Here is a 22,362-nt window from a genome sequence, read left to right on the forward strand (position 1 = left end):
CGCGGAACGAACTCCAGCATGGCCAGTCCGGCCCCGAGCGAGGTCGCCGATCGCAGGACGAGCCCGGCGCTCGAAGCCAGGTCGGCGAACTCCGCCTCTGTGCGTTCCTTCGCGCCGAACAGCACCATCATCTGCACGTCCATCTCGGTAAACTCCAGCAGATCGTCCTCGGAGGTCCCGGTCCGATCGACGACCAGCACCCGCCCCTGTGGCTCTGCGGCCGCCGCGCACCGGGACAGGATCTGCTGGGCGTCGGAGTCGTCCCAGTCGTGCAGGACATGTGCCAGCACGTACACATCCGATCCCGCAGGCAGCGTGTCGAAGAAGCTGCCCGGCGCGAACGACACCCGCTCTGCGAGGCCGGCCAGCGTCGCTCGCGCGTTCTCGACGGTGCCGGGCAGATCGACCAGCGTTCCGCGCAGGTGGCTGTGGGCGTCGAGCAGTCCCTTCAGGAGGGTTCCGTTCCCGCCTCCAACATCGGTCACCCGTCGCACCGAACCCCAGTCGTACTCGGTGGCCACTTCGGGCACCCACATCGCGGCGTCGCTTCCCATCATCCGGTCGAACAGCTCGGTCTTGCCGAGCGCCTCGAGATCGTCCCAGAACGGCCGTCCGTGGACACTCGCGTAACTGGCCCTGCCGGTCCGCACGGTCTCCAGGAGCCCGGTGGCGTATACGGCGTCGAACCGGCCGCCAAGCCCGTCGAGGTCCAGCCAGATCCGCAGGCCCATCGGATGGTCGCCCAACAGCGGCTCGGCCGCGTCGTTCAGCGCGAACTCGCCCGGCGCGCGTTCGGCGAACACCCCCCGGCAGGCGAGGTACCGCAGCAGCCTGCGCAGCGCATCCTCGTCAGCACCTGACTCGGCGGCGAGCGCGGCCGCGGACCTGGGACCGCCCTTCAGCCGATCCGCGAGCCGCAGCGTTGCCGCGACCCGCACCGCCCACGGCGCAATCGCGTCGGCCATGCCGTTCAACACCGCGGCGCCGGACCCGTCCACGAACTCATCGGCAGGCACAAGCGCATACCCCCGTTTCCAGCGATCGACCATGCACGTTGATGGCTGACGATCCCGTCATGCGCGACACCTGGTTCGCGAGCTGGGACGTCACACCCGGTTCCGAGCTGCGCCGCAGACGAGAATCGTACTTTCCGAACATCGCGCGTCGACCGTACAACTGTGTCCGCTGGGCGGTCTTGATCCGTTCCGGTGAAGTCGAGGTCGGGATTCGCGTTGGCCACCAACGCGTTCGGTGCTCACCGCGGGTCCGGCTGGCGGAGGGCGGCGGAGCCCGCTGCTTCCACGCGGGAAGCGGCGCGGGAAGCGGCGTGCCGGTTCCACGAGTGGCAGAGGACAGTCCCTTGTGGACTGCGCTGCCGCGGGCAGGTCGTGACAGGTAGACCGCCCGGCGCCTGTTTTTAGTGCGGTTTCACGGAGCGGTGAAGGTCCTGAGGTTCTCCACGGTGTCGGTAAGGCCCTTCCAGGCCATGTCGGTGTCGGTGGTGCGGGTGTGCGGGCTGCGGAACCACGCGAGGAACTCGGCGAGGTCGGTCAGGCTCCAGCGCAGGCGGTAGAGCGCCAGCGCAGCCAGATCCGGATCGGTGCCGGCGAGCTCCGCGTACCGGCCGAGTGCGGTGGGATCGTCCGAGAGCAGGGACAGATCGCGTTCCGGCACGGCCAGCCCGACGGTGTCCCAGTCGATCAGGAGGTAGCCGTTCGCGGCGCGCAGGAGGTTGCCGGGATGCGGCTCGCCGTGCGTGACGACCTGCGGCCTGCCGTCGCGCCGGACCTGGTCGGCCAGGCGGTCGAAGTCGGCCAGGCGCGTGCGGAACAGCTCTGCCTCGCTGACCGCGAGTTCCCGAGCGGGTTCGGCGAACGGGCCGCCGGTCCAGGAGGTGGACAGCTCGGTGAGGGTGTTCTCCAGGTCGGCCCGTCCTGGTGGGTCCAGCACGGTGGCCGGGGTGCACTCCGGCGGTGCGCTGCGGTGCAGGCGGGCGAGCAGCCCGAGCACTTGGTCCCGCTCCACGCTCGGCAGCTCCTGGTAGAAGTCGCCCGCTTCTCCCGGGATGAGGGGAAAGAGGCTGAGTGCGTACTGGTCGTCCCACGCGATCACGGGTGGTCCGCTGCGCGAGCGCCGGGGTGCGACCACGAAGTCCAGGCCGTCGCGCTCGTGCAGGGTGGTCGCGGTCTCCATGGCCTTGCGCAGCCCCACAAAAGCCGTCTCGGGGGTCGGTCCGCAGTGCTCCTTGTGCGTCAGATCGGAAACCTTGGCGAACCACTGCCGACCGTCGCCGTCGGTGACGTGCCAGTGGTAGTCGCCGAAACCGACCGGAGCGTAGGAAGTTGTGTGCACAACGACGCCGAAGTGCTCGGCGAGTCCGGCCGACAGGTCTTCCTCGTCGAAGTTCTCTGGACGGGTCTCCATGGCACCACGCTATCAGTCGAACTACGCAAAACACCCGCGACTGTCGTCGTCGAAATCGCGCATCCGCCGCATGGGGGAGGCGAGTAGCGCCGGGGACACGACGACCAGAGCAGCGGTGAGCACCCACAGCGCCGACCGGACACCGAACAGCTCGGCCAGCGCGCCACCGATCACCGAGCCAATGGGGGCGACGCCCCAGACGGCGAAGCGGAACATGGCCGACAGGCGGCTCAGCATGCCGGGTGGGCAGATCCGTTGCCGGTAGCTGACCTGCATGATGTTGAAAACCGTGACGCCGACGGCGATCGCCACGTTGGCCACCACGAACAAGGCTAGGCGCCAACCGTTTCCGGTCAGCGGCAGCAGTAGCATGAAGGGTGCGGTGCAGGGCACCGCCAGCAGTGCGAGGCGGGCGCCGCCGACGGCCCGCGCCAGGCGGGGGGCCAGCCAGGCGCCGAGCATCGCGCCCGCCGCGCCGGAGGTCATCAGCACCCCGACCAAGCCCGGGGACAGTCCCACCACAGTGGTCAGGAACACCACCTCGAGACCGAAGATCGCGGAAAAGACGAGGTTGTTGGCGCTGGCGGAGAGCACTAGCACGCGCAGCACGCGGTGCCGGGCGAGGAAGCGAAGGCCCGCGCCGATCTCGCGCACCAACCCGTCCCGGTTGGCATCTGGTCGGGTGTCAGGCGTCCGGATGCGCCACAGCAGCACCGCCGAGGCCACCGAGGCGATCGCGTTGGCGACCAGGGACAGCTGGGCGCCCAGCCACTGCACCCCGAGGCCGCCCAGGGAGGGCCCGCCGAGTTCGGAAGCCGAGCGGACCAGTTGCAGTCCGCTGTTGCCCTCGACGAGGCGGTGCCCGCCGACCAGGTCCGGCAGGTAGCTGTGGTCGGCGATGTCGCCGAACAGCTGCGCGCATCCCAGCAGCAGCGCGGCGAGGTAGAGCAACGGTAGCGCGAGCAGTCCCGACGCCCAGGCCAGCGGCAGCGAGATCAGCGCGGTGAAGCGCACCAGGTCGGCGGCGATCATCACGCGCCGCGGCGGTATCCGCTCCACCCACGCCCCGGCGGGCAGGCCCGGCACGAGGTACGCGGCGTAGGTGGCGGCCTGCAGCAGCCCCACTTCCCAGGCCGAGCTGCCCAGTGCCAGCACGGCGGTCAGCGGGAGGATCACGTGCGTCGCCGCGGACCCCGTCTCGTTGAGCAGGTGGGAGCCGAGGAAGAGCCGGAAGTCGCGGCGCCACGCGGGCCGCGGCCCGGAGCCCCGTGTGCCGCGCGGCTTCGGAACAACTGGTCGCTCAGGCACCACACCACTCCACCACGCTGCGGGACGCCCCTGTCAACCGAATTTCCGGGAGGACACCGCGGATTCACCCGCTACGACAAGCCCGTGCAGTGCCCGGCCCAACCCGGGTGCCGCGGCGAAGACCATCTCGTCGCCGCCGCGAACCACGGCACCGGCCTCTTCTGCGATCAGCACTCCAGCGGCGCGGTCCCAGTAGCGGGTGTCGCTCTCGTAGTACCCGTCGAGGCGGCCGCAAGCCACCCAGCACAGGTCCAGCGCGGCCGAACCACTGCTGCGCACGTCGGCCACCTGTTCGAGCACGGTTTCGAGCAGCGCCGCCTGCCTGCGTCGGTGGGCGCTGTCGCTGCTGAATCCGGTCGACACCACCGCACGGGCCAAGTCGAGGGTGTCCGAGGCGGCGAGTTTTCGACCGTTGCACGTGGCGCCACGTCCGCGCACCGCGCGGAACGTCTCCTGCCGGGATGGGTCGTGCACCACGCCCGCGACCACCCGATCGTCCACTTCCGCCGCAACGGAGACCGCGAAGGACGGCAGGCCGCGGACGTAGTTCCCGGTGCCGTCCAGGGGGTCAACCACCCACCGCACACCCGAGGTGCCGGGGCGGGCGCCGTGCTCCTCACCGAGCACCGAGTCGTGCGGACGGACGGTGGTGATCATCTCGACGATGAGCGCCTCCCCCACCCGGTCCAGGTCGGTGACCAGGTCGGCCGGTGCGGACTTGGTGGTAACCGTCCCGGGCTCGGATCGCAGCAGCAGCTTCCCGGTCGCTTCCGCGGCTGCCGTGGCGATGTCCAGCAATTCTGCGCCGTCGACCGTTGTCATGCGACCAGTTCCACCTCTCGCCGCGGGTCCGCGCCCGGTCGGTTCCTTGAGCCCTCCGGTTCAATACTGCTGCGTCTCGATCCCGCCCGTCGTCACCGGATCAGCGCAACTTTTTGCCATCGGAGCAGCCGAGACAACAACGGAAAACGTACATACTTCACCGTATTGGAGCAAGATCTTCCGGGCGTGTCTTCGATATGCTCGGCTCCGTCCGCCGGAGTCTTGAGGACTGCCGCAACGCGAGGAATCGAGCTGTCCGTGAGCCGGAATCACGGGCTGCGAAACAGCTGATACCGGTGCCGCCGAATTGCGGTGCGCGCTGCCGGGCGGTCCGGTCGTGGCGGACGGTTGGAATTACCGACCCGAACGAAGAAGGTGCCGGTGTCCCCATCACGACGTCTGCGAGTGGGTGTGATCGGCTGCGGCGCGATCGCGCAGATCATGCACCTGCCCTACCTGCGGAGCCTCCCCGAGCACTTCGAGATAGCCGCCCTGAGCGATCTCTCGCCGGGGTTGCTCGACCTGCTCGGCGAGCAGTACGGCGTGCCCGTCGGGCACCGCTTCCCGGACTACCGGGACCTGCTGGCCAGCGAGCTCGACGCGGTGCTCGTGCTCAGCAGCGGCAGCCACGCGCCGCAGGTCATCGCGGCTGCCGAGGCCAGCAAGCACGTGCTGGTTGAGAAGCCGCTGTGCTTCACGCTCCGCGAGGCCGACGAGATCGAAGCCGCAGTGGCGCGCTCTGGCGTCACGCTGATGGTCGGGTATATGAAGCGGTTCGACCCGGGCTTCCGCCACGGCCTGGACCTGGTGCGGGCCATGCCCGATCCGCGCTACGTGCAGATCAACACGCTGCACCCGAGCGAGGACCAGTACTTCGATATCCACGGCGTGCGCCGTTTCCCGGACGTACCCGCCGAGGTCGCCGAACGCGTTCACCGTGAGCAGGAAGAACTGCTGGACGAGGCCGTCGGGGCAATTTCGCATGAACTGCGGTTCATCTATTTCGACGTATTCCTCGGCAGCATGGTCCATGACGTCAACGCGCTGCGCGCACTGGTCGGAGAACCGCATTCGGTGTTGTTCACCGAGGTGTGGCCGCAGGATTCGACCACCCCGTCGGTTTCCACCGTGCTACGCCACTCCGACGGGCTGCGGACCTGCTACACCTGGACCTACCTCGCGCAGGTGCGCGAGTATTTCGAAGAAATCGCGGTGCTGGCCACGGACCAGCGGGTCAGGATCCAGTTCCCGTCACCCTTCCTCAAGCACTGGCCGACGCCGGTGGTCGCGCAGCGGATGGAATCCGGGGCGCTGGTCGAGCGCCGCGTGCAGATCTCCTTCGACGAGGCGTTCCGCGAGGAGCTGATCGCCTTCCACCAGTGCGCCACGACGGGCGCCCAGCCGCTCACGGACGTGCACGACGCGCGCGCCGACATCGACTGGCTGCAGCGCATCCTGGCCGCCGCCGACCCGCCGGGTCTTGGCGGGGAGGCGGCCAAGCCCCGGTGAATGGCGGCGGGCGGGTCCTCATGGGACGGTCCGCGCACGAGCGAGCAGAGGAATCCATGAGCAGTCTGAACGCGCCCGAACTGACCGACCACGTCATCGCCGGCGAACAGCGACACCGCCTGCCCGGCGCGCAGTCCATGACCGACCTCGCGGGCATCGTCGTGGCCCGCGCCGCCAACGCCGAGATCTGGGACCTCGACGGCAACCGGTACCTGGACCTGTTCACCGGGGTGGGGGTGTGCAACATCGGCCACGCCCACCCCGCATTCCGCGCGGCGGTCTCAGCGCAACTCGACCGCTGCATCGTCAGCAACCTGTACACCAGCGCGCGATCCCGCTTCTACGAACTGCTCGCCGCCCAACTGCCACCCGGGCTGCGGCAGATCCACATGTTCTCCACCGGCAGCGAAGCGGTCGAGGCGGCCGTGAAGTTCGCCCGCGCGGCGACCGGCAGGCACGAGGTGGTGAGCTTCTGGGGCGGCTTCCACGGCAAGACCCAGGGCGCCCTGGTCCTGCACGGCGGTCCGCGTCGGCACCGCTCCGGTCCGTTCCCGCCCGGCGTGCACCACGTCCCCTACGCCTACTGCTACCGGTGCCCCTTCCAGCTGGAACACCCGTCATGCGACCACCACTGCGTCGACTTCGCCGAGCAGTCGATCTCCCATGGCAGCACCGGGGACGTGGCCGCGATCATCGTCGAGCCCATCCAGGGCACCAACGGCAACATCATCCCGCCCCGCGGATACCTGGCGCGGCTGCGGGAACTGGCCGACCGGCTCGGTGCGCTGCTCATCCTCGACGAGGCCATCACCGGGTTCGGGCGCACCGGCACGATGTTCTGCTTCCAGCAGGAGGATAGGGTGGTGCCCGACGTGCTCGTGCTGGGCAAGTCCATGGCGTCCGGGGTGCCCGCCAGCGCGGTGGTGAGCCGGTCGGAACTGGTCGAGGGCACCTCGTTCGCCGTGCCAAGCGCCGCGGCCTCGACCTTCGGCGGCAATCCGCTCGCCTCCGCCGCGTCGCTGGCGACGCTGGAGATCCTGCTGGCCGAGGACCTGCCCGGGCGGGCCCGCAAGCTCGGCGACGTCGTCGCACAGCGGATCGCCTCCTGGCCCGATCGGTTCCCGGTCGTCGGCCACGCCGCCAACGCGGGCCTGGTGATCGGAGTGGAACTGGTGCTGCCGGGCACCACGGATCCGCTGCCCAAGGACCGTGCGCTGCGGATCTTCGAGGACCTGAAGGCGCGCGGGGTGCTGGCCATGGCCTACGACGCCAAGATCCGGATCTACCCGCCGCTGACCATCCCGACACACCAGCTCGACGAAGCCCTGGATGCCTTCGAGGCAGCGTTCCACACCGCCTGTTGACCTCGCGACCAACCCGTGGAGGGGAACCGGATGCTGCTCGGTTGCGTAGTGCGCAGTGCCGCGGAAGCGGAACACGCCCGCCTGCTCCCGCTGGACTACCTCGAACTCAAGGGCGACATGCTGTGCGTCGAAGCGGACGCCTTCCGGGCGCTCTGCACCCGGCTGCACGCCGTCGGCCTGCCGCTGCGGGCGATGACCTCGCCGCTGCCGCGGCGGCTCGGCTGCCGCGTCGTCGGCCCCGACGCCGACCCGGACAAGGCGCTGCGGGTCTTCCGGGACATGTGCGATCGCGCCGGGGCGCTGGGCGTTCGTACCGTGGTCCTCGGCAGCGGCCAGGCACGCTCGGTCCCGGCCGGGTTCCCGCGCACCGCAGCGCTGCGGCAGTTCGGGGAGTTCCTACGCCGCGCGGCCGACATCTGCGCGCAACGCGACATCCTGCTGACTGTGGAGCCGCTCACCCGCTCCGAGACGAACTTCCTCAACTCCTGCGCCGAGGCGCGCGCCGCACTGGACGAACTGGGCCTCGGCGACCAGCTCCTCGCGGTGGACTGCTTCCACGTGGTCAGCGAGGACCTGCCGGTGGAGGCCGAACTCGCCGCGGCCGCGGGCCGGATCGGGCACGCCCACACGTCGGCGATCCCCCGGGGTACCCCCGACTTCCGGCCAGACGTCCAGCAGCGCTTCGTGGCCAGTCTGTTCGCTGACGGCTACGCCGGCGGGCTGAGCATCGAGGACGACTTCACCGACTTCCCGAACGACGCCCCGGCAGCCGTGGAGCTCTTCCGCCGGCTGCTGACAACGACGGCCTGATTGCGGAGGTGCCGACCATGCCGCTGACCTTCCTCACCGATCTCACCTCGCCCGGGATGCGGGCGTTCGCCGAACGGATCGTGCGCGACTGGAACGAGAGCAGACCCGGCATCTCCGCCAAACTGTCCACACTGGACCACGAGGAGTTCCGCGATCGGCTGGAGGACTACCTCACCAACCGGTGCCCGCCCGACGTGCTCACCTGGTTCGCCGGGAACCGGATGCGCTCGCTGGGCGAACGCGGTCTGATGCTCGACATCAGCCGCACGTGGCGGGAGTCGGGCCTGGCGGAGCAGTACCTGCCGCGCTTCCGGGAGATGGTGGCCCGGTCTGGCCCGGCGCATTTCCTGCCGACCGCGCACTACTGGTGGGGCGTGTACTACCGGCCGTCGGTCTTCGAGTCCGCAGGCATCAGCACCCCCGTCCGGACCTGGGAGGAACTGGAGGCGGCTGCCCGGCGGCTGCGCGGCGCCGGCATCACGCCGTTCTCCCTGGGCTCCCGCTACCGCTGCCCGGCCACCGCGTGGTTCGACTACCTGAACATGCGCCTCAACGGCCCGGACTTCCACCGCGACCTGATGGACCTGCGCGTGCCCTACACCGACGAGCGTCTCCAACGGGTGTTCACCTTCTGGAGGCGGCTCCTCGACGACGGGTTCTTCTTCGGGGAGCCCACCGAGTACGACGAGGAAGAGGCCGTCGCCGCGGTGCTGCGCGGGGAGGCGGGAATGACGCTCATCGGCTCCTACATCACCGACGAGTACGCCCCCGACGGCGAGACCGACCTCGACTTCTTCCGGTTCCCGGTGATCGACCCGGCGCTTCCGGTCGGCGAGGACTCACCGGTGGACGGGTACTTCGTCGCGGGCGGTAGCGCCCACCCGGAGGAAGCAGCGGCGTTCCTGGCGAACCTGGGCTCGCAGCGCGTGCAGCAGTGGATGGTGGAGGCGATGACCATCCTGCCGGTCCGCGGCGACGTCGACCTGGGCCGCGCCGGGACGCACGTGGCCAAGGGTGCGGCACTGCTGCGCGACGCCGACCACATCGGGCAGTTCTACGACCTGGACACCACGTGGGAGCTGTCGAACATCGGGATGGACGCCTTCATGTCCTTCCTGCGCGACCCCGGACGGGCCCGCGATCTCCTGGCGGAGGTGGAAGACATGCGCCTCCACCAGCTCCAGCTGACCCGGTCCGCCTAGGGACTGCTTCGACTCCGGCTCGTGCAGCGGAACATCACCGCGGAACCGACGTCCCAACGGGTCACGACGGCCGAGGCCCTGCAGCGCTGCTCGCCGAGTCCCACACCGCAGGCGGCTGACACCGCGTGCGGAACACGGCACAGATCCGATCCCGAGGGAGTTCCATGACAGCCATCCGCAACTCGTCCCTCGCGCTGTTCGGCGGGACGCCGGTCCACGACCGCAGCTGGCCAACGTGGCCGGAGGCGACCTCCGACACGCTCGACATGCTGCGCGAGGCCGCGCTCTCCGGGCGCTGGGCCATCACGGGCGCCTACACCGGTGTCACCGGGTTCGAACGGCGCTTCGCCACCGCTTTCGCCGACTACCACGGGGTGCCGCACGCGGTGCCCACCACCAACGGCTCCGCGGCGCTGACCATCGCCATGGAGGCGCTGGGTGTCGGGCCCGGTACCGAGGTCATCGTGCCCGGCCTGACCTGGGTCGCGTGCGCCTCTGCTGCGGCCTCGCTCGGTGCCGTCCCGGTCCTCGTCGACGTCGACCCGGCGACGCTGAGCATCTCGCCCGCCGCGGCCGAGGCCGCCATCACCGACCGCACCAGGGCGATCCTCGTCGTGCACGCCTACTGCTCCAGCGCCGACATCAACGCCTTGACCGCCCTGTCGCGGCGAACCGGGATCCCGATTGTCGAGGACTGCTCGCAGGCGCACGGAGCCGAGTGGAACGGCCGCAAGGTCGGCACGTTCGGCACGCTCGGGGTGTTCAGCCTCCAGCAGACCAAGGTCCTCACCTGCGGTGAGGGCGGTGTGGTCATCACCTCCTCCGACAAACTGCACGACCAGTTGCAGCAGTACCGCGCCAACGGTCGTCGCTACACCGCGAAGCCGGCGGTCGGCCAGCTGGAGCTGGAGGAGGCGGGCACCGTCGAAGGGCACAACCACGCGATGTCGGAATTCCACGCTGCCGTCGCGCTCAGCCAGCTGCCGAAGCTGGATGAGCAGAACGCGCTGCGGAACCGCAACGCTGGTTTGCTGGCCGGGATGCTGGCGGAGATCCCCGGGGTGTCCGTGGTGCCCGCGCCGCCGCAGCTGACCAGCCGCACCTACTACGACCACGTGATCCGGTTGGACCCGGAGCAGGTCGGCCCGTTCTCGATCCACCGGATCGTCGACGCGATGACCGCCGAGCTGAACCTGTTCTTCGAGACGCTGGACGCGCCGCTGAACGCGAATCCGCTCTACGTGCCTCTGAAGTCCCCCCGCCTGCCCAGGTCGGAGCAGACACGGCGGGCGTTCGACCCGACCCGCTTCGACCTGCCCAACGCGACTGCCGCCTACCACACCTGCTTCGCCTTCCTACACCACGCGCTGCTCGGTTCCGAACAGGACGTCGCGGCGATCGCCGAGGCGGTGCGGAAGGTGGTCGACAACATCGACCAGCTCCGGCCCGAGGCGGGAGGTGACCGTTGAGCGTCACCCTCGATGAGAACGGCAAGGTAGTCAACCCCGAGGGGCTGGAGGTCAACGCCACCCTGCAGTGCAACATGCGCTGCCGTTCATGCGCGCACCTGTCCCCGTTGTTCCGCCGGGAGAACGTGGACCCGGCAAAGGTGCACGACGCGCTCGTGGTGCTGGGCCGGCACTACCGCTCGGGCTACGTGAAGATCATGGGCGGGGAACCGCTGCTGCACCCCGACATCCTCGGGGTGATCGAGGCCGTGCGGACCAGCGGCGTGACGGACACCATCCTCGTCGCGACCAACGGAACGCTGCTGCACCGCGCCCCGGAAGCCTTCTGGCAGGCGGTGGACCGGCTAGAGCTGTCGATCTACCCCAGCCGGATGCTCTCATCCGAGCAGGTGCGCCACTACCGGTCCCTGGCGCGGCAGCACGACGTCGCCCTGGAAGTCAACTACTACGGCCACTTCCGCATCGCCTACTCCGAGCAGGGCACCGACTCTCAGCCGCTGGTGCAGGAGATCTTCGACACCTGCAAGCTCGCTCACACCTGGCGGTCGCACACCCTGCACGACGGATGGCTGTACCGCTGTCCGCAGAGCGTCTTCGTCCCCGCACAGCTGCAGGAAGGCGGCTGGGACCGCGAGGTCGACGGCATCCGGATCGAGGACGGCCCGACGTTCCGGGACCGCCTGTACGAGTTCTTCACCAGCACGACGCCGCTGCGCGCCTGCCGCAACTGCCTCGGCAGCGTCGGCAAGCTGCACTCGCACGTCGAGGTACCGCGCCAGCAGTGGCGGCCGGTGGGGCGCACCGAAGACCTGCTGGACTTCGAGTTTCTGGAGATCTGCAAGCAGGACATCAACACCGACGACGGCTGCGTGGTGCCCAGCTGCCCGCTGCCCGAGGAGGGAGCGCCATGACCGAGAGCATCACCGCCATCACCCTCACCCGCTATCGGCCGCTGCTCGTGCAGCGGGCCATGCGCAGCGTCCAGGCACAACGGACGCCGGTACCGGTGCGCCACCTGGTCCTCGTCGACGACAGCCCGCAGACGATGGCCGAACTGGAGCGCGTCCACAGTGATTTCCCGGACTGCGAGATCCGGTATGTGCCGCGCGAGGCGCACGAGGTGTCCGGGCCCGGGCGCTCGTCGCGGCTGCGCAACCTCGGGGTGCAGACCTCGGAGGGCACCTGGATCGCGTTCCTCGACGACGACAACGAGTGGGAACCGGACCACCTGGCCAGCCTCCTCGCGTGCGCCCACCGCGCCGGTGTCCGCGCCGCCTACAGCGAGGTGGGACTGGTCAACTCCGACGGAACCCCCTACCTGGAGCCGCGCTGGCCGTGGGCGAAGAGCACCGCCGAGGCAGAAGCGTTGTACCAGGAGTACGTGGCGAAGGGCGTGTGCGTACCCGGGACCAACGTCATCCGGGACCGCCCCGGCCTGCACGAGGTGCCAGTGGACACCAGCGCCTGGTTGCTGGCCCGCAATCTGCTGCTGGAAGTGCGCTTCGAGGACCAGTTCTCCGAGAGGGACGCGCAGGGCCTGGTCAGCGAGGACGACAAGCTGTACTACGAGCTGGTCCGCCGCGGGGAACCGATGGCCTGCACCGGCCGGGCGACGCTGAAGTACTACCTGGGTGGCTATTCCAACAGCTTCGAGACCGTCGACGCGCAAGAGCAGATCTCGTGGTCCTAACGAGGCTGGAAGGGGAGGACCTGATGACTGAGCTGACTGCGGACCGGTGCGAGCTGGCCACCGAGCGCGGCTCGTACTACTGGGGCGACAGTCTGGAGCTGATGCCAACCATCCCGGACTCCACTGTGGACGTCGTAATCTGCTCCCCGCCGTTCGAGGGAGCGCGGGACATCGGTGACGCGGACCGGTGCGGGCAGCCGTTCCTGGACTGGTTCGAGCCCTTCTTCGCACAGTTCGAGCGCCTGCTCCGACCGACCGGCTGCGTCGCGTTCGAGCTCGGCGGGTTGTGGTTGTCCGATGCCCCGGGCAAGGCCGTGCAGCACGCGGCGGCCATCCGCCACCTCACCGAATCGGGCTGGCGGCTGTTGCAAGACTTCTACTACTACAACCCGCAGCTGCTGCGCCCCGAACCCGGTGGCGCCCGCCGCGTCGCCGACTCGGTCACGCCGATCTGGGTCATGTCGCGGACCTACGACGTGCACTACGACGTCGACGTGCTGCAGCGCCCGCCGCACCGCGACTTCGTCCGCGGCAACCTGCTGGAGTTCGACTCGTCCGGGCCCGACGACCAGGCGTACGAGAAAGCGCTGGCCGAGGTGGCCGAACCCTACATCGACCGGTGGCCCTCGGCTGTGCCCGCCTTGTTCGTGGAGCTGCTGACCGAGCCCGGAGCGCTGGTGCTGGACCCGTTCGCGGGCACCGGAGCGACCTGCAAGGCGGCCGACCGACTCGGGCGCCGGTGGATCGGCATCGAGCGGGATGAGCGGTTGCGAGCCCACGTTCGAGCGATGTTCGCGTCAGAACCGGACACGGCCGGGGGTAGGTGATGAAGAGAGCAAATGCGCGGCGATCGACGGTGCGAGTGGCGATCGTCGGCGTCGGGAACTGCGCGGCATCGCTGGTGCAGGGCGTTCACTACTACGCCGACGCCGACCCGAACAGCCGGGTGCCCGGCCTGATGCACGTCGAGTTCGGCGAGTACCACGTGCGGGACGTCGAGTTCGTGGCGGCCTTCGACGTGGACGCGAAGAAGGTCGGCCGGGACCTCTCCGAGGCCATCGTCGCGAGCGAGAACAACACGATCAAGATCGCCGACGTGCCGCCGCTGGGCGTCACCGTGCAGCGCGGTCACACCCTCGACGGCCTGGGCCGGTTCTACCGGGAGACCATCGAGGAGTCCGACGAGCAGCCGGTGGACGTCGTGCAGGCGCTCACCGACGCCGAGGTCGACGTGCTGGTGTCCTACCTGCCGGTGGGCTCGGAGGACGCGGACAAGTTCTACGCGCAGTGCGCGATCGACGCCGGGGTGGCGTTCGTCAACGCGCTGCCGGTGTTCATCGCCTCCGACCCGGAGTGGGCGCAGAAGTTCACCGACGCGGGCGTGCCGATCGTCGGGGACGACATCAAGTCGCAGGTCGGGGCGACCATCACGCACCGGGTGCTGGCCAAGCTGTTCGAGGACCGCGGCGTCCACCTGGACCGCACGATGCAGCTCAACGTCGGCGGCAACATGGACTTCCTCAACATGAAGGAGCTGGAGCGGCTGGAGTCGAAGAAGACCTCCAAGACGCAGTCGGTGACCTCGCAGGTGGACCGCGACCTGGGCAAGCGCAACGTGCACATCGGTCCGTCGGACTACGTGCCGTGGCTGGACGACCGGAAGTGGGCCTACGTCCGGCTGGAGGGCCGCGCCTTCGGCGACGTGCCGCTGAACCTGGAGTACAAGCTCGAGGTGTGGGACTCGCCGAACTCAGCGGGCATCATCATCGACGCGATCCGCGCGGCCAAGATCGCCAAGGACCGCGGCATCGGCGGCCCGATCCTGTCGGCCTCCTCCTACTTCATGAAGTCCCCGCCGGAGCAGTACTCCGACTCCGCCGCCTACCAGGCCGTCGAGGACTTCATCGCGGGCAAGGTCGAACGCTGAGCGAAGTTCCAGGCCCGTCCAGCAGGCGGGCGCCGATGGTAGTGCTCGTCGCCGAGCCGACTCGGCGACGAGCACTACCATCGATCATCCGAACCGGGATTGTCGGGGTAACGCATGCTCTCCGATCGCTGCATCCAGGGTTTCCGCGAGACCGGGCACAAGGTCGATCCGGGGCGTCCAGGCGAGCCTTCGCCGGGCCGCCTCGACGTCCAACCAGACGTCCGTGCGGTCGAATGCCCTGGCGGGCTCGCGTCGCACGGGGATCGTTCGTCCGAGCGCGCGTTCCAAGTATCCGTGCAATTCTTGGAGCGAGGTCGGTACGCCGGAACCGATGTTCAGCACCACGGCCTCCCGCTGTTCTCTCAACATCGCGTGGTGGCGGCACACCGCCACCAGGGCCGCGGTGGCGTCATGAACGTGCAGGTAGTCCCGCTTCGTCTGCCCGATCATCCGTACGGGCGTGTCGGCGAGCACAGCGCGGATCCAGTGCGCGATGACACCGAATCCGGCACCGGCCCGCTGACCCGGGCCGTAGATGTTTGCGAAGCGGAGGATGACCGGAACGATCCACTCGCGACTGTCGAGCAGCTGAGCTTCCTGAGCGAGTTTAGCTCGCCCGTAGGCATTGACCGGCCGGGTTGGGTCATTCTCCCGATAAGGAGGAGCGACGGTGGGGTCGTACACGGTGCCGCCAGAACTGGCCAGCACGACCAGCGGAGGCCGATCGCAGTCCCGCAGGCCGCGCAGCAGCGTCGTGAGAAGGCGCTGGTCGTCGGCCACGCGCTGCGGTTCCCGCTCGGCCGAGGACGGCGTGATGCTGCCTGCCAGAAAGAAGATCGTCTTGCAGCGCAGCAGCGCCCGGTGCAGCCGGTCACGACGCACGAAAGGCTGATCGCGAGTGAAGACGAAGGGCTGAACTCCCGTGGAGGCCAACGCGTTGACGAGGTTGCGCCCGAGGAAGCCCGCCGCGCCGATCACCGCGACCGGCGCCGCGGTGTTGCGGGAGTGAGTGGGAAAGTAGTGCGCACGCATGGAAATTCTCCAGATCAGCCAGAAGAGAAGTAGGCGCGTCGACAAAGAAACAATGATTCTGGTCAGATTGGCCGAGAAATGAACTTCTCCGCACCGTAGCAACGAAAGGACTCTTTCGGTTCCGCCAGATCAGTGACAGCCAATATCTACTCTGGACACATGAGCAAGGAGTGTGACAATGCAAGGAGCCATCATCGGATTCGGCACCATCGCACAGGGGCACATGGTCGGGTACTCGCGGATTCCGGGACTGTCTATCTCTGCTGTCGTAGACGTTTCGTCGGAACGGCGCAGGTATGCGGAGGATGTCTTCGGAGTTCGCGTCTACCGCGACTTCGCCGAACTGGTGGCCAATGAGGATGTGGATTTCATCGACATCTGCACACCGCCGAGCAGCCACGCCGAGTACTCGTCGCTGGGGCTCGCCCACCAGCTGCACGTGCTGTGCGAGAAGCCGGTGTTCCTCCCGGGCAAGGACGGCTACCACAGCCTGCTGAGCGAGATCTCTTCCAGCAACGGGGTTTTCTACCCGTGCCACGTGTACAAGTTCGCCCCAGTCCTGGAAACGGTCAAGCGGATCGTCGTCGACCCGGGATTCGGCCGGGTGCTCGGCGCGCAGTTCCGGACCCTGCGCCGCGGGCACGCGCGCGGCGTGCCCGAGTGGCGGCCGCACTGGCGGCGGGAAAACGGGATATCCCTGGGAGGCATCCTCCGCGACCACGGCCCGCACAGCATCTACCTGGCCATGAACCTGACCGGCTGCACCCCGCGTGCGGTGTCCTGCCTGACGGGGCAGATGCGCCGCGACGACTTCGATGACGAGGACACCGCACTGGTCCGACTGCGCTGCAACGACGACGTCGAAATCGCCTTCACGCTCAGCTGGGCGTCGGGGCACCGCAGCACTGGTTATTCCATCCTGGGTGGCTCAGGGTGCGTGATTGTCGACGGCGACGAGCTGACCTATCAGACCGGAGGTGATGTCGTCCGTCGCAGCATCGACTCCGGCTTCGACGACCCCTCGCATAAGGAGTGGTTCCACCGCATGTTGCTTGACTTCCGCGACGTGGTGGCGAACCCGCACCGCCAGTGGGAACTCGTCGAGGAAGCGCTGCTGACGTCAGTGCTCATCGACGGCGCCTACGAGTCCGCCCAGCAGGGCGGGGCCTGGATCGACGTGGAGGTGCCTGCCGTGGCCGCATCATGACGCGGCCGCATGTCAGCCGGTGTCTCGGCGCGCGTGCTGAGACGGTCAGGTGCGGACGAATCGACGCGCTGAAGGCCATCGCGCAGTACCTCGTCGGCGTGGATGTCCAGCGCGCCGCTGATCAGATAGGCGTCATTCCAGTCCCGTTGCGAGACCGGATCACGGCGCCGCTGGTAGTAGGCCTGCCGGGAGATCCCCAGTACTCTGCACGTCACCGCGACCGGCACCTGCACGGGGCGTTGACTGCGGCCAGTTCACGGACGAGCGGGAAGACTATTTTCCCCGCTGACTTCCCTGCGCGAGGTAGGCGGTCGCCTTGCGCAGGACCGCCTTCTCCTGCTCCAACAACCGGTTGCGCGTGCGCATTTCCCGCAGCTCAGCGGACCCCTCACGCGTCGCACCGGCACGCTTATCGTTTTCGACGTTGGCGGCAGGCAACCAGTTGGCCAAGCAGGACTCCGAGATCCCGAAATCTGCGGAAACATGCTTCAACGCACCGTCGCCCACGACGCGCCACGGCGACCACGTCATTACGAAACTCACGAGGATAGGGCCTGGGCACGACGACATCCTTCCAAGCGAGGCCGAAGCCTCACACATCAGGTGTCAACCAAACCCTGGGCAGGCCCCTGGGCTTGTCCGCCGAACCGGGCGCCGGGCGGACAGACAACCATGCCCTCTGGGGTGCGCGAAGCCCTGGACGAACGCGTCGCCAAGCACGGCGCGTCTGCCGTGTCGTTCTGGAGGCACTGGCCGATCAGCGGCTGCGCCGCCAGTGGGCTGCACTGCCCTATGCCGTCGAAGTGACGGTAATGGCCGCAGTCGGCGGCGAGACCTTCGACTGGGTCCGTGACCAGCACGACGGCCACGGCGCGCCCGTGGTCACCATGCCCTGGCCAACCACCGCCTGCGATGGAACGCGCTGACCTCGCCGGCTCCTAGCACGCCACCGGCCTCCTCGACGACGGCAACCTGACCAGCCGCTTTATCCGCACAGTGCCGCCCCGGCCTCCTGCCGGTAGAACACGATTGGATCGACAGGCTCGCCGTTACGCTCGATCTGGAAGTGCAGGTGCGGGCCGGTCGACCCGCCACGGTTGCCGACTTCCGCGATCAGCTGGCCCGCTTGGACTTGCTGACCAGGCTGAACGAGATTCCGATTGTTGTGTCCGTAGGTCGTGATCACGCCGTTGGCGTGTTGGATGCGGACCCAGAGCCCGTAACCGCTGGCGGGTCAGGAGTCGATCACGGTGCCGCCCGCGGCGGCGACGATTGGGGTGCCGATGGGCGCGGCGATGTCCTGCCCACGGTGAAACTCTCCGCCACGAGAGCCGAATCCAGAGCTGCACGTGCCGCGCGTCGGCACGGCCCATCCACTCTGCTGGGGCGCACTCTGCTGCGCCGCCTTATAGGCGTTGGCCTGGTCAAGAACCTTGCGGACGTACCAGTCAGCATGGTTGTACGCATAGATCGCCGCGTAGATGTCGCGTCCGTCGCGGGCTCCGGAATCGCACAGGTACGCCGCAGCCGTGTAGATCGCATCATGCGGGTTGTACCGGGAGGGTGGTGTACTGCCGCCAGGCGGGGGCGGATGCTGCGCCACCACGGAGTCGAACGTCGGCTGCAGAAACTGCATCGGACCAGCAGCGCCCGCAAAATTTTCTCCATTGTGGACACCTGGTGCGATAAGACGTCCGTGGTCCGTTTCGACTTTGCCGACTGCGGCCACGATGCTCCAGTCAAGCCCCGGACACGTCGCTGCGGCCTGCTGGTAGAGCGCGAGGTAGTTGCCCGGGATGTCGGCGAGTGCGGCGGGGCTGGGTTGGCTGCTGGCCGCGGAGTCGCCTCCGCCGAGGACGGCGGAGACTACTCCGGACACGGCAGCCGCGATGATGGCGATCAGGGCGATGATCGCGCCGATCGCGGTGACCGCGATTTTGGCCATGAACGGATCACCTCATCGGGTTCCAGGTCAGTTCGTCGGCATGCCAGGGCGGCATCGGCGCCGGCGGGCTCAAGCGCGGAACGGGGCTCGGATTGGTGCCGCTGGTGTCCGCTGAGCTGGGATCGGTGCTCGTGCCCGTGGGGCTGGCCGGTCCTTCGAGGTGGGGCCAAGCCGAGAGCATGTTGATCAACCGGTGGCGACCGGCCTCGGTGTGGTGCAGGGGAAGCCACACCTCGTGGGCTGGGCTGCCTGTGGTGCGGAGGTGTTCGGCGGTGGTGGTGGCGATCGGTAGCTCGTGCCGCCGCGGGTCAGTGCGCAGGTGCTCGGCGAGGTGTCGTCGCGCGTGCGCTTCCCGGGCCGGGGTCGCGAAGACCGCGAGCAGCGGGGTCACGATGTGGGTCGCGGTAGCGAGGCTGGTGTAGCCCGGCAGCTTCGAGGCGAACCGGCTGAGTTGGTAGCTGCCCGTGTCCCATTCGAGGAACCATTCGATCTCCCGGCCGTCCTCGTGCCAGCGGCCGTAGCCGTCGGGGCGGACGTGGTCGCCAAAGTGCCGGGTGCAGCGGGCTTCGGACCACCAGGCCGTGACCGCCCGGCCGGGACTCGTGTTGGTGAGTGCGTCGGCCAGCAGGGCGGTGAAGAAGCTGTTGACGCCCATGAGGTGGGCCAGACGCAAGCTGTAGGCGATGCCGACCGAGCGTTCGGGGCGGAACTTCAGGTCCTTGGGGTCGAGCCCGTCCTCGTGGGCCAGCAGGTGGGCGCCGGTGGTGTCCAGGACGTAGCACATGGGGGCTCGGCCGCGGCCGATGTAGGGCTGGAAGCGGTCCAGCACGCGCCAGGTGTAGAGCTTCTGCAGGCGATGGTTGGCCGAGCGGCGGGAGCCGAAGGCGATCGCCGCGATCTGTGGGGAGGTCAGCACCCGGTGCTCGGCGAGCATCCGGGCCAGCCACCGGTCGCGGGCGGTGAGGTGGGCGGCGACCTGGGCTTGGTGCTCGGCGGAGGCCGCGAAGCGCAGGCTCGGTCGCTCTGGCATGGGGGCGCGCATGTCGCGTTGCTGGTGATGGGCGAACAAGGTCGTCCTCCTCGGAGTGGGATGCGGGCAGGAAGAAGGGCGGTCCTCCGTGCTGGGAGGACCGCCCTCGGGGTCTTCAGGGATCAGGCCGCGCGACGCGGGTCCGTGCCGGTCCTTCCTGAGCCGTCGCCGGTGTCCTCGGCGCGGGAGGCCAGTGGGCGGGTGTGGGCCGCAGCGGCTTTGCGCACGGCCTTGGATCGCCCGGGAATGGCCGGCGGGAGTGGTTGGGTGGTCACCGTGAACGGCTGGGTCTCCTCCCCGCCCACGACCAGCCGCGCGGCAGCGTGGTACACGCCGAGGTGCGCGAGGTCGTGGTCGGAGACCCGCGGTGCGGTGTGGCGGGCCAGTTCGCGGGCATCTTCTGGGCTGGCGGTGAAGAACACCTTGCTGCGGGCGTTGGTGGAGATGCCTTCCTTGAGATCCTTGGGTAGCTGCCCCAAGTGCTGGTGTGCCAGGGTCATGCTCAACCGGTAGCCGCGGGCTTCGGCGAGCATGTCCTCCATCGCATAGGGCAAGTTCAGGAAGTTGTGCGCCTCATCGACATACAGTCCGGCGTCGCGGCGTTCGCGCTGGGCCAGTGCGGCGCGGGCGGTGGTGGCCTGCCACACCCGCGCCACGATCAGCGAACCCAGCAACCGGGTGGTGTCCTCCCCGAGGCTGCCCTTCGGGATGCGCACCAGACACAGTCCACCGTCCAGCGCCTGGGAGAGATCTACTGTGGATGGTCCTGCGGCAACGGCCTTGACCACGAACGGCCGCAACAGAAATGCGCGCAACTTGTTCAGCAAGGGGGCGGTCGCCTGGGCACGAGCCGCGTCGGAAAGTTGGTCGTACCAGTCCCAGAACCCCCGCAGTGTCGGGTCGTCGGACACTCGGTCCCGGTGCCGCGCGCGGGTGGCGGGGTCGGTGAGGAGCTGGGGCAGTTCGGCCAGCGTGGGGGTGTCCGAGGCGGCGCGCAGGGTCAGGCACCCGGCTCGGAGGATGTCCTCGGTTCGTGGCCCCCAGGCCGAGGCGAACACCCGGGAGAACACCGATACCAAGTTGTCGACCGCGGCTTCCTTCGGCCCTTCGAGGGGGTTCAGGCACGGGGTCGGTCCGCGGGAGTCGGCGTCGAAGAGCACGACCTTGTCGGCGGCGTGTTCGGGAAGTCGCTGCAGGACGTCGGTGATCAGGTCGCCTTTGGGGTCGATGACTACCGCCCCGCGACCGTGTTCGGCGTCGGCGAGGATCATCCGGGCCAGCATTGTCGACTTGCCCGACCCGGTGGCGCCGAGGACATGCAGGTGGTGCCGAGCGTCGGAGACCTGCAGACCCACGGGGCGGGCGTGGCCGGTGTCGGAGACCCCGATCGGGCGGATCAGCTCACCCTCGGTGGGCGTGTTCGGCGGGGGCGGCACCGCCCGCGCTCCGGCGCGGGCCAAGCCCGGTAGTGCCTCGTCGGTGGGAAGGTGGGCCACGGCCGCCAGCTCGGGCACCGACAACAGGTCACCCCGCCGCAGGCGGCGACGTGCCAAGGTGCGCACGGGGTTGCGCAACCGTCGGCGGCGGTAGTGGTTGTGCTCGGTGAACCCGGAGAACGCGGACGCAATGGCGTGGGCGCGGCCCCGCACCTGCTCACGCACCCGCGCGACCTGCTCGCTGGGTGTGTCGATCGGCACCGTCGTGGCCACCGCGTACCGGATCAGCGTTTCCCACTGCGCCCCGCGCTGTTTGGCGACGATGGCGCGGTTCTGTGCTTGGAACTCCAGCGACGTCTGCGGGTCCAGCTTCGGCTGGCTGCTCGACGGTTTCGTGCCCGAGGGGCCTGGCGTGAGCAGGTCGAGCAGCCGACCTACCAGGTGGGTGGACCGTCTGGCGTTGAGATGGCGGGCGGCTCGCCGCGCCTGCTTGACCCGACGGCCGGTGACCGGACGGGTCAGGACCTGCACGCACGCGGTGTCGTGCACACCGAGTCCCACGGGAGCGCCCAGCAGGGCACGGATGGGGTCGGCGTCGAAGTTGGTGCGGATGGGCAATGCTTCCGACCGGGCCAGGCGCAGCGTGCCGCCGGTGACCAGTTGCCGGCGCCCCTCGGCCGGGGCTGAGGGCACCGGCGGGTCGGCTTCGTCGGTGGAGGTGTGCGCGCCCGGCCAGGCGGCTTCGACCGCCCGTTCCACCATGCCCGGGGGCACCGCGCCCGGCACCCACAGCCGGATCTGCACTCCGTCATGACCGAAGACATATTCCCAGGCCAGATGAGGTTGTCCGGTGGTCAGGCGCTGCACCATCGGACGGACGAGCCCGACCAGGTTCGACCACACCGCTTCGGCACCATCCGGGTCGACGGTGGGAGGCGCCAGGATGGTGATCACCCGGGACCGCTCGTGCAGCGCATCCTGGCAGCGGAGGAACCACCACCGCCGCAGCAGCACCAGCCCGGTCGCCACGAGCACGATCGCAGGGACCGCGATCAGACCCCAGGTCTGCAGCCACAACCACACCTGGTCCAGCACAGCCTGAATCACGCCCCACGGATCGGTCAGCAACCTCCCCAGCGGACTGTCTATTACGGACGGACTTGCGAAATCCATGCGAGGAAAGCTCC

The 22,362-nt window shown here is 68.7% G+C and carries 17 protein-coding genes and 1 pseudogene; 10 read left to right on the plus strand and 8 right to left on the minus strand.

The window, feature by feature from the left end; genetic code table 11:
• The 4 genes from JAV51_RS19920 to JAV51_RS19935 form a co-directional block, all read right to left on the minus strand.
• Positions 1–1,049, minus strand: a 1,049-nt coding sequence (locus JAV51_RS19920; protein ID WP_197322282.1) for a methyltransferase, incomplete at its 3' end; no start/stop codon positions are given.
• A 379-nt stretch (positions 1,050–1,428) separates the two neighbouring features.
• Positions 1,429–2,424: an aminoglycoside phosphotransferase family protein gene (locus JAV51_RS19925; RefSeq protein WP_197322283.1), complete on the minus strand. Its 996-nt coding sequence runs from the start codon at positions 2,422–2,424 to the stop codon at positions 1,429–1,431.
• A gap of 21 nt (positions 2,425–2,445) precedes the next feature.
• A complete protein-coding gene (locus JAV51_RS19930) occupies positions 2,446–3,732 on the minus strand; it encodes an MFS transporter (protein WP_197322284.1) in 1,287 nt (428 codons plus the stop codon).
• Between the two features lie 33 nt (positions 3,733–3,765).
• Entirely contained in the window at positions 3,766–4,554 is a 789-nt protein-coding gene (locus JAV51_RS19935) for an inositol monophosphatase family protein (protein ID WP_197322285.1), read from the minus strand.
• A 405-nt stretch (positions 4,555–4,959) separates the two neighbouring features.
• Between JAV51_RS19935 and JAV51_RS19940 the strand changes: the two genes are divergently transcribed.
• From JAV51_RS19940 to JAV51_RS19980, 9 genes are all read left to right on the plus strand, one after another.
• Positions 4,960–6,063 carry a Gfo/Idh/MocA family protein gene (locus JAV51_RS19940; protein ID WP_197322286.1) on the plus strand — a complete coding sequence of 368 codons (1,104 nt, stop codon included), beginning with the start codon at positions 4,960–4,962 and terminating at the stop codon, positions 6,061–6,063.
• 56 nt (positions 6,064–6,119) lie between these two features.
• Positions 6,120–7,427 (plus strand): aspartate aminotransferase family protein, encoded by a 1,308-nt coding sequence (locus JAV51_RS19945; RefSeq protein WP_197322287.1) that lies wholly within the window; start codon positions 6,120–6,122, stop codon positions 7,425–7,427.
• A gap of 48 nt (positions 7,428–7,475) precedes the next feature.
• Positions 7,476–8,237, plus strand: coding sequence for a sugar phosphate isomerase/epimerase (locus JAV51_RS19950; protein ID WP_197322288.1), 762 nt, complete (start codon positions 7,476–7,478; stop codon positions 8,235–8,237).
• A 17-nt stretch (positions 8,238–8,254) separates the two neighbouring features.
• Entirely contained in the window at positions 8,255–9,439 is a 1,185-nt protein-coding gene (locus JAV51_RS19955) for an ABC transporter substrate-binding protein (protein WP_197322289.1), read from the plus strand.
• Positions 9,440–9,603: 164 nt separating this feature from the next.
• Complete coding sequence (locus JAV51_RS19960) at positions 9,604–10,908, plus strand: DegT/DnrJ/EryC1/StrS aminotransferase family protein (RefSeq protein ID WP_197322290.1); 1,305 nt, start codon at positions 9,604–9,606, stop codon at positions 10,906–10,908.
• Positions 10,905–11,819 (plus strand): radical SAM protein, encoded by a 915-nt coding sequence (locus JAV51_RS19965; protein WP_197322291.1) that lies wholly within the window; start codon positions 10,905–10,907, stop codon positions 11,817–11,819. The genes JAV51_RS19960 and JAV51_RS19965 overlap by 4 nt, the downstream gene beginning before the upstream one ends.
• Complete coding sequence (locus tag JAV51_RS19970) at positions 11,816–12,598, plus strand: glycosyltransferase (protein WP_197322292.1); 783 nt, start codon at positions 11,816–11,818, stop codon at positions 12,596–12,598. The genes JAV51_RS19965 and JAV51_RS19970 overlap by 4 nt, the downstream gene beginning before the upstream one ends.
• Positions 12,599–12,621: 23 nt before the next feature.
• Positions 12,622–13,425 (plus strand): site-specific DNA-methyltransferase, encoded by an 804-nt coding sequence (locus JAV51_RS19975; RefSeq protein ID WP_197322293.1) that lies wholly within the window; start codon positions 12,622–12,624, stop codon positions 13,423–13,425.
• Positions 13,425–14,525, plus strand: coding sequence for an inositol-3-phosphate synthase (locus tag JAV51_RS19980; RefSeq protein WP_197322294.1), 1,101 nt, complete (start codon positions 13,425–13,427; stop codon positions 14,523–14,525). The genes JAV51_RS19975 and JAV51_RS19980 overlap by 1 nt, the downstream gene beginning before the upstream one ends.
• A gap of 84 nt (positions 14,526–14,609) precedes the next feature.
• Here the strand turns inward: JAV51_RS19980 and JAV51_RS19985 are convergent, their stop codons facing one another.
• Positions 14,610–15,557: an NAD-dependent epimerase/dehydratase family protein gene (locus JAV51_RS19985; RefSeq protein ID WP_197322295.1), complete on the minus strand. Its 948-nt coding sequence runs from the start codon at positions 15,555–15,557 to the stop codon at positions 14,610–14,612.
• Positions 15,558–15,735: 178 nt separating this feature from the next.
• Here JAV51_RS19985 and JAV51_RS19990 point away from each other — a divergent pair, with 178 nt between their 5' ends.
• Positions 15,736–16,764: a Gfo/Idh/MocA family protein gene (locus JAV51_RS19990; RefSeq protein ID WP_197322296.1), complete on the plus strand. Its 1,029-nt coding sequence runs from the start codon at positions 15,736–15,738 to the stop codon at positions 16,762–16,764.
• Between the two features lie 985 nt (positions 16,765–17,749).
• Here JAV51_RS19990 and JAV51_RS20575 read toward each other — a convergent pair.
• From JAV51_RS20575 to JAV51_RS20010, 3 genes and pseudogenes are all read right to left on the minus strand, one after another.
• Positions 17,750–18,709: pseudogene (locus tag JAV51_RS20575) on the minus strand (peptidoglycan DD-metalloendopeptidase family protein).
• Between the two features lie 7 nt (positions 18,710–18,716).
• Positions 18,717–19,739 (minus strand): replication-relaxation family protein, encoded by a 1,023-nt coding sequence (locus JAV51_RS20005; protein WP_231642762.1) that lies wholly within the window; start codon positions 19,737–19,739, stop codon positions 18,717–18,719.
• A gap of 122 nt (positions 19,740–19,861) precedes the next feature.
• Entirely contained in the window at positions 19,862–22,348 is a 2,487-nt protein-coding gene (locus JAV51_RS20010; RefSeq protein WP_231642764.1) for a type IV secretion system DNA-binding domain-containing protein, read from the minus strand.
• Positions 22,349–22,362: the final 14 nt, after the last annotated feature.

The organism is Saccharomonospora sp. NB11 (genome assembly GCF_015910535.1).
Classification (GTDB): Bacteria; Actinomycetota; Actinomycetes; order Mycobacteriales; family Pseudonocardiaceae; genus Saccharomonospora.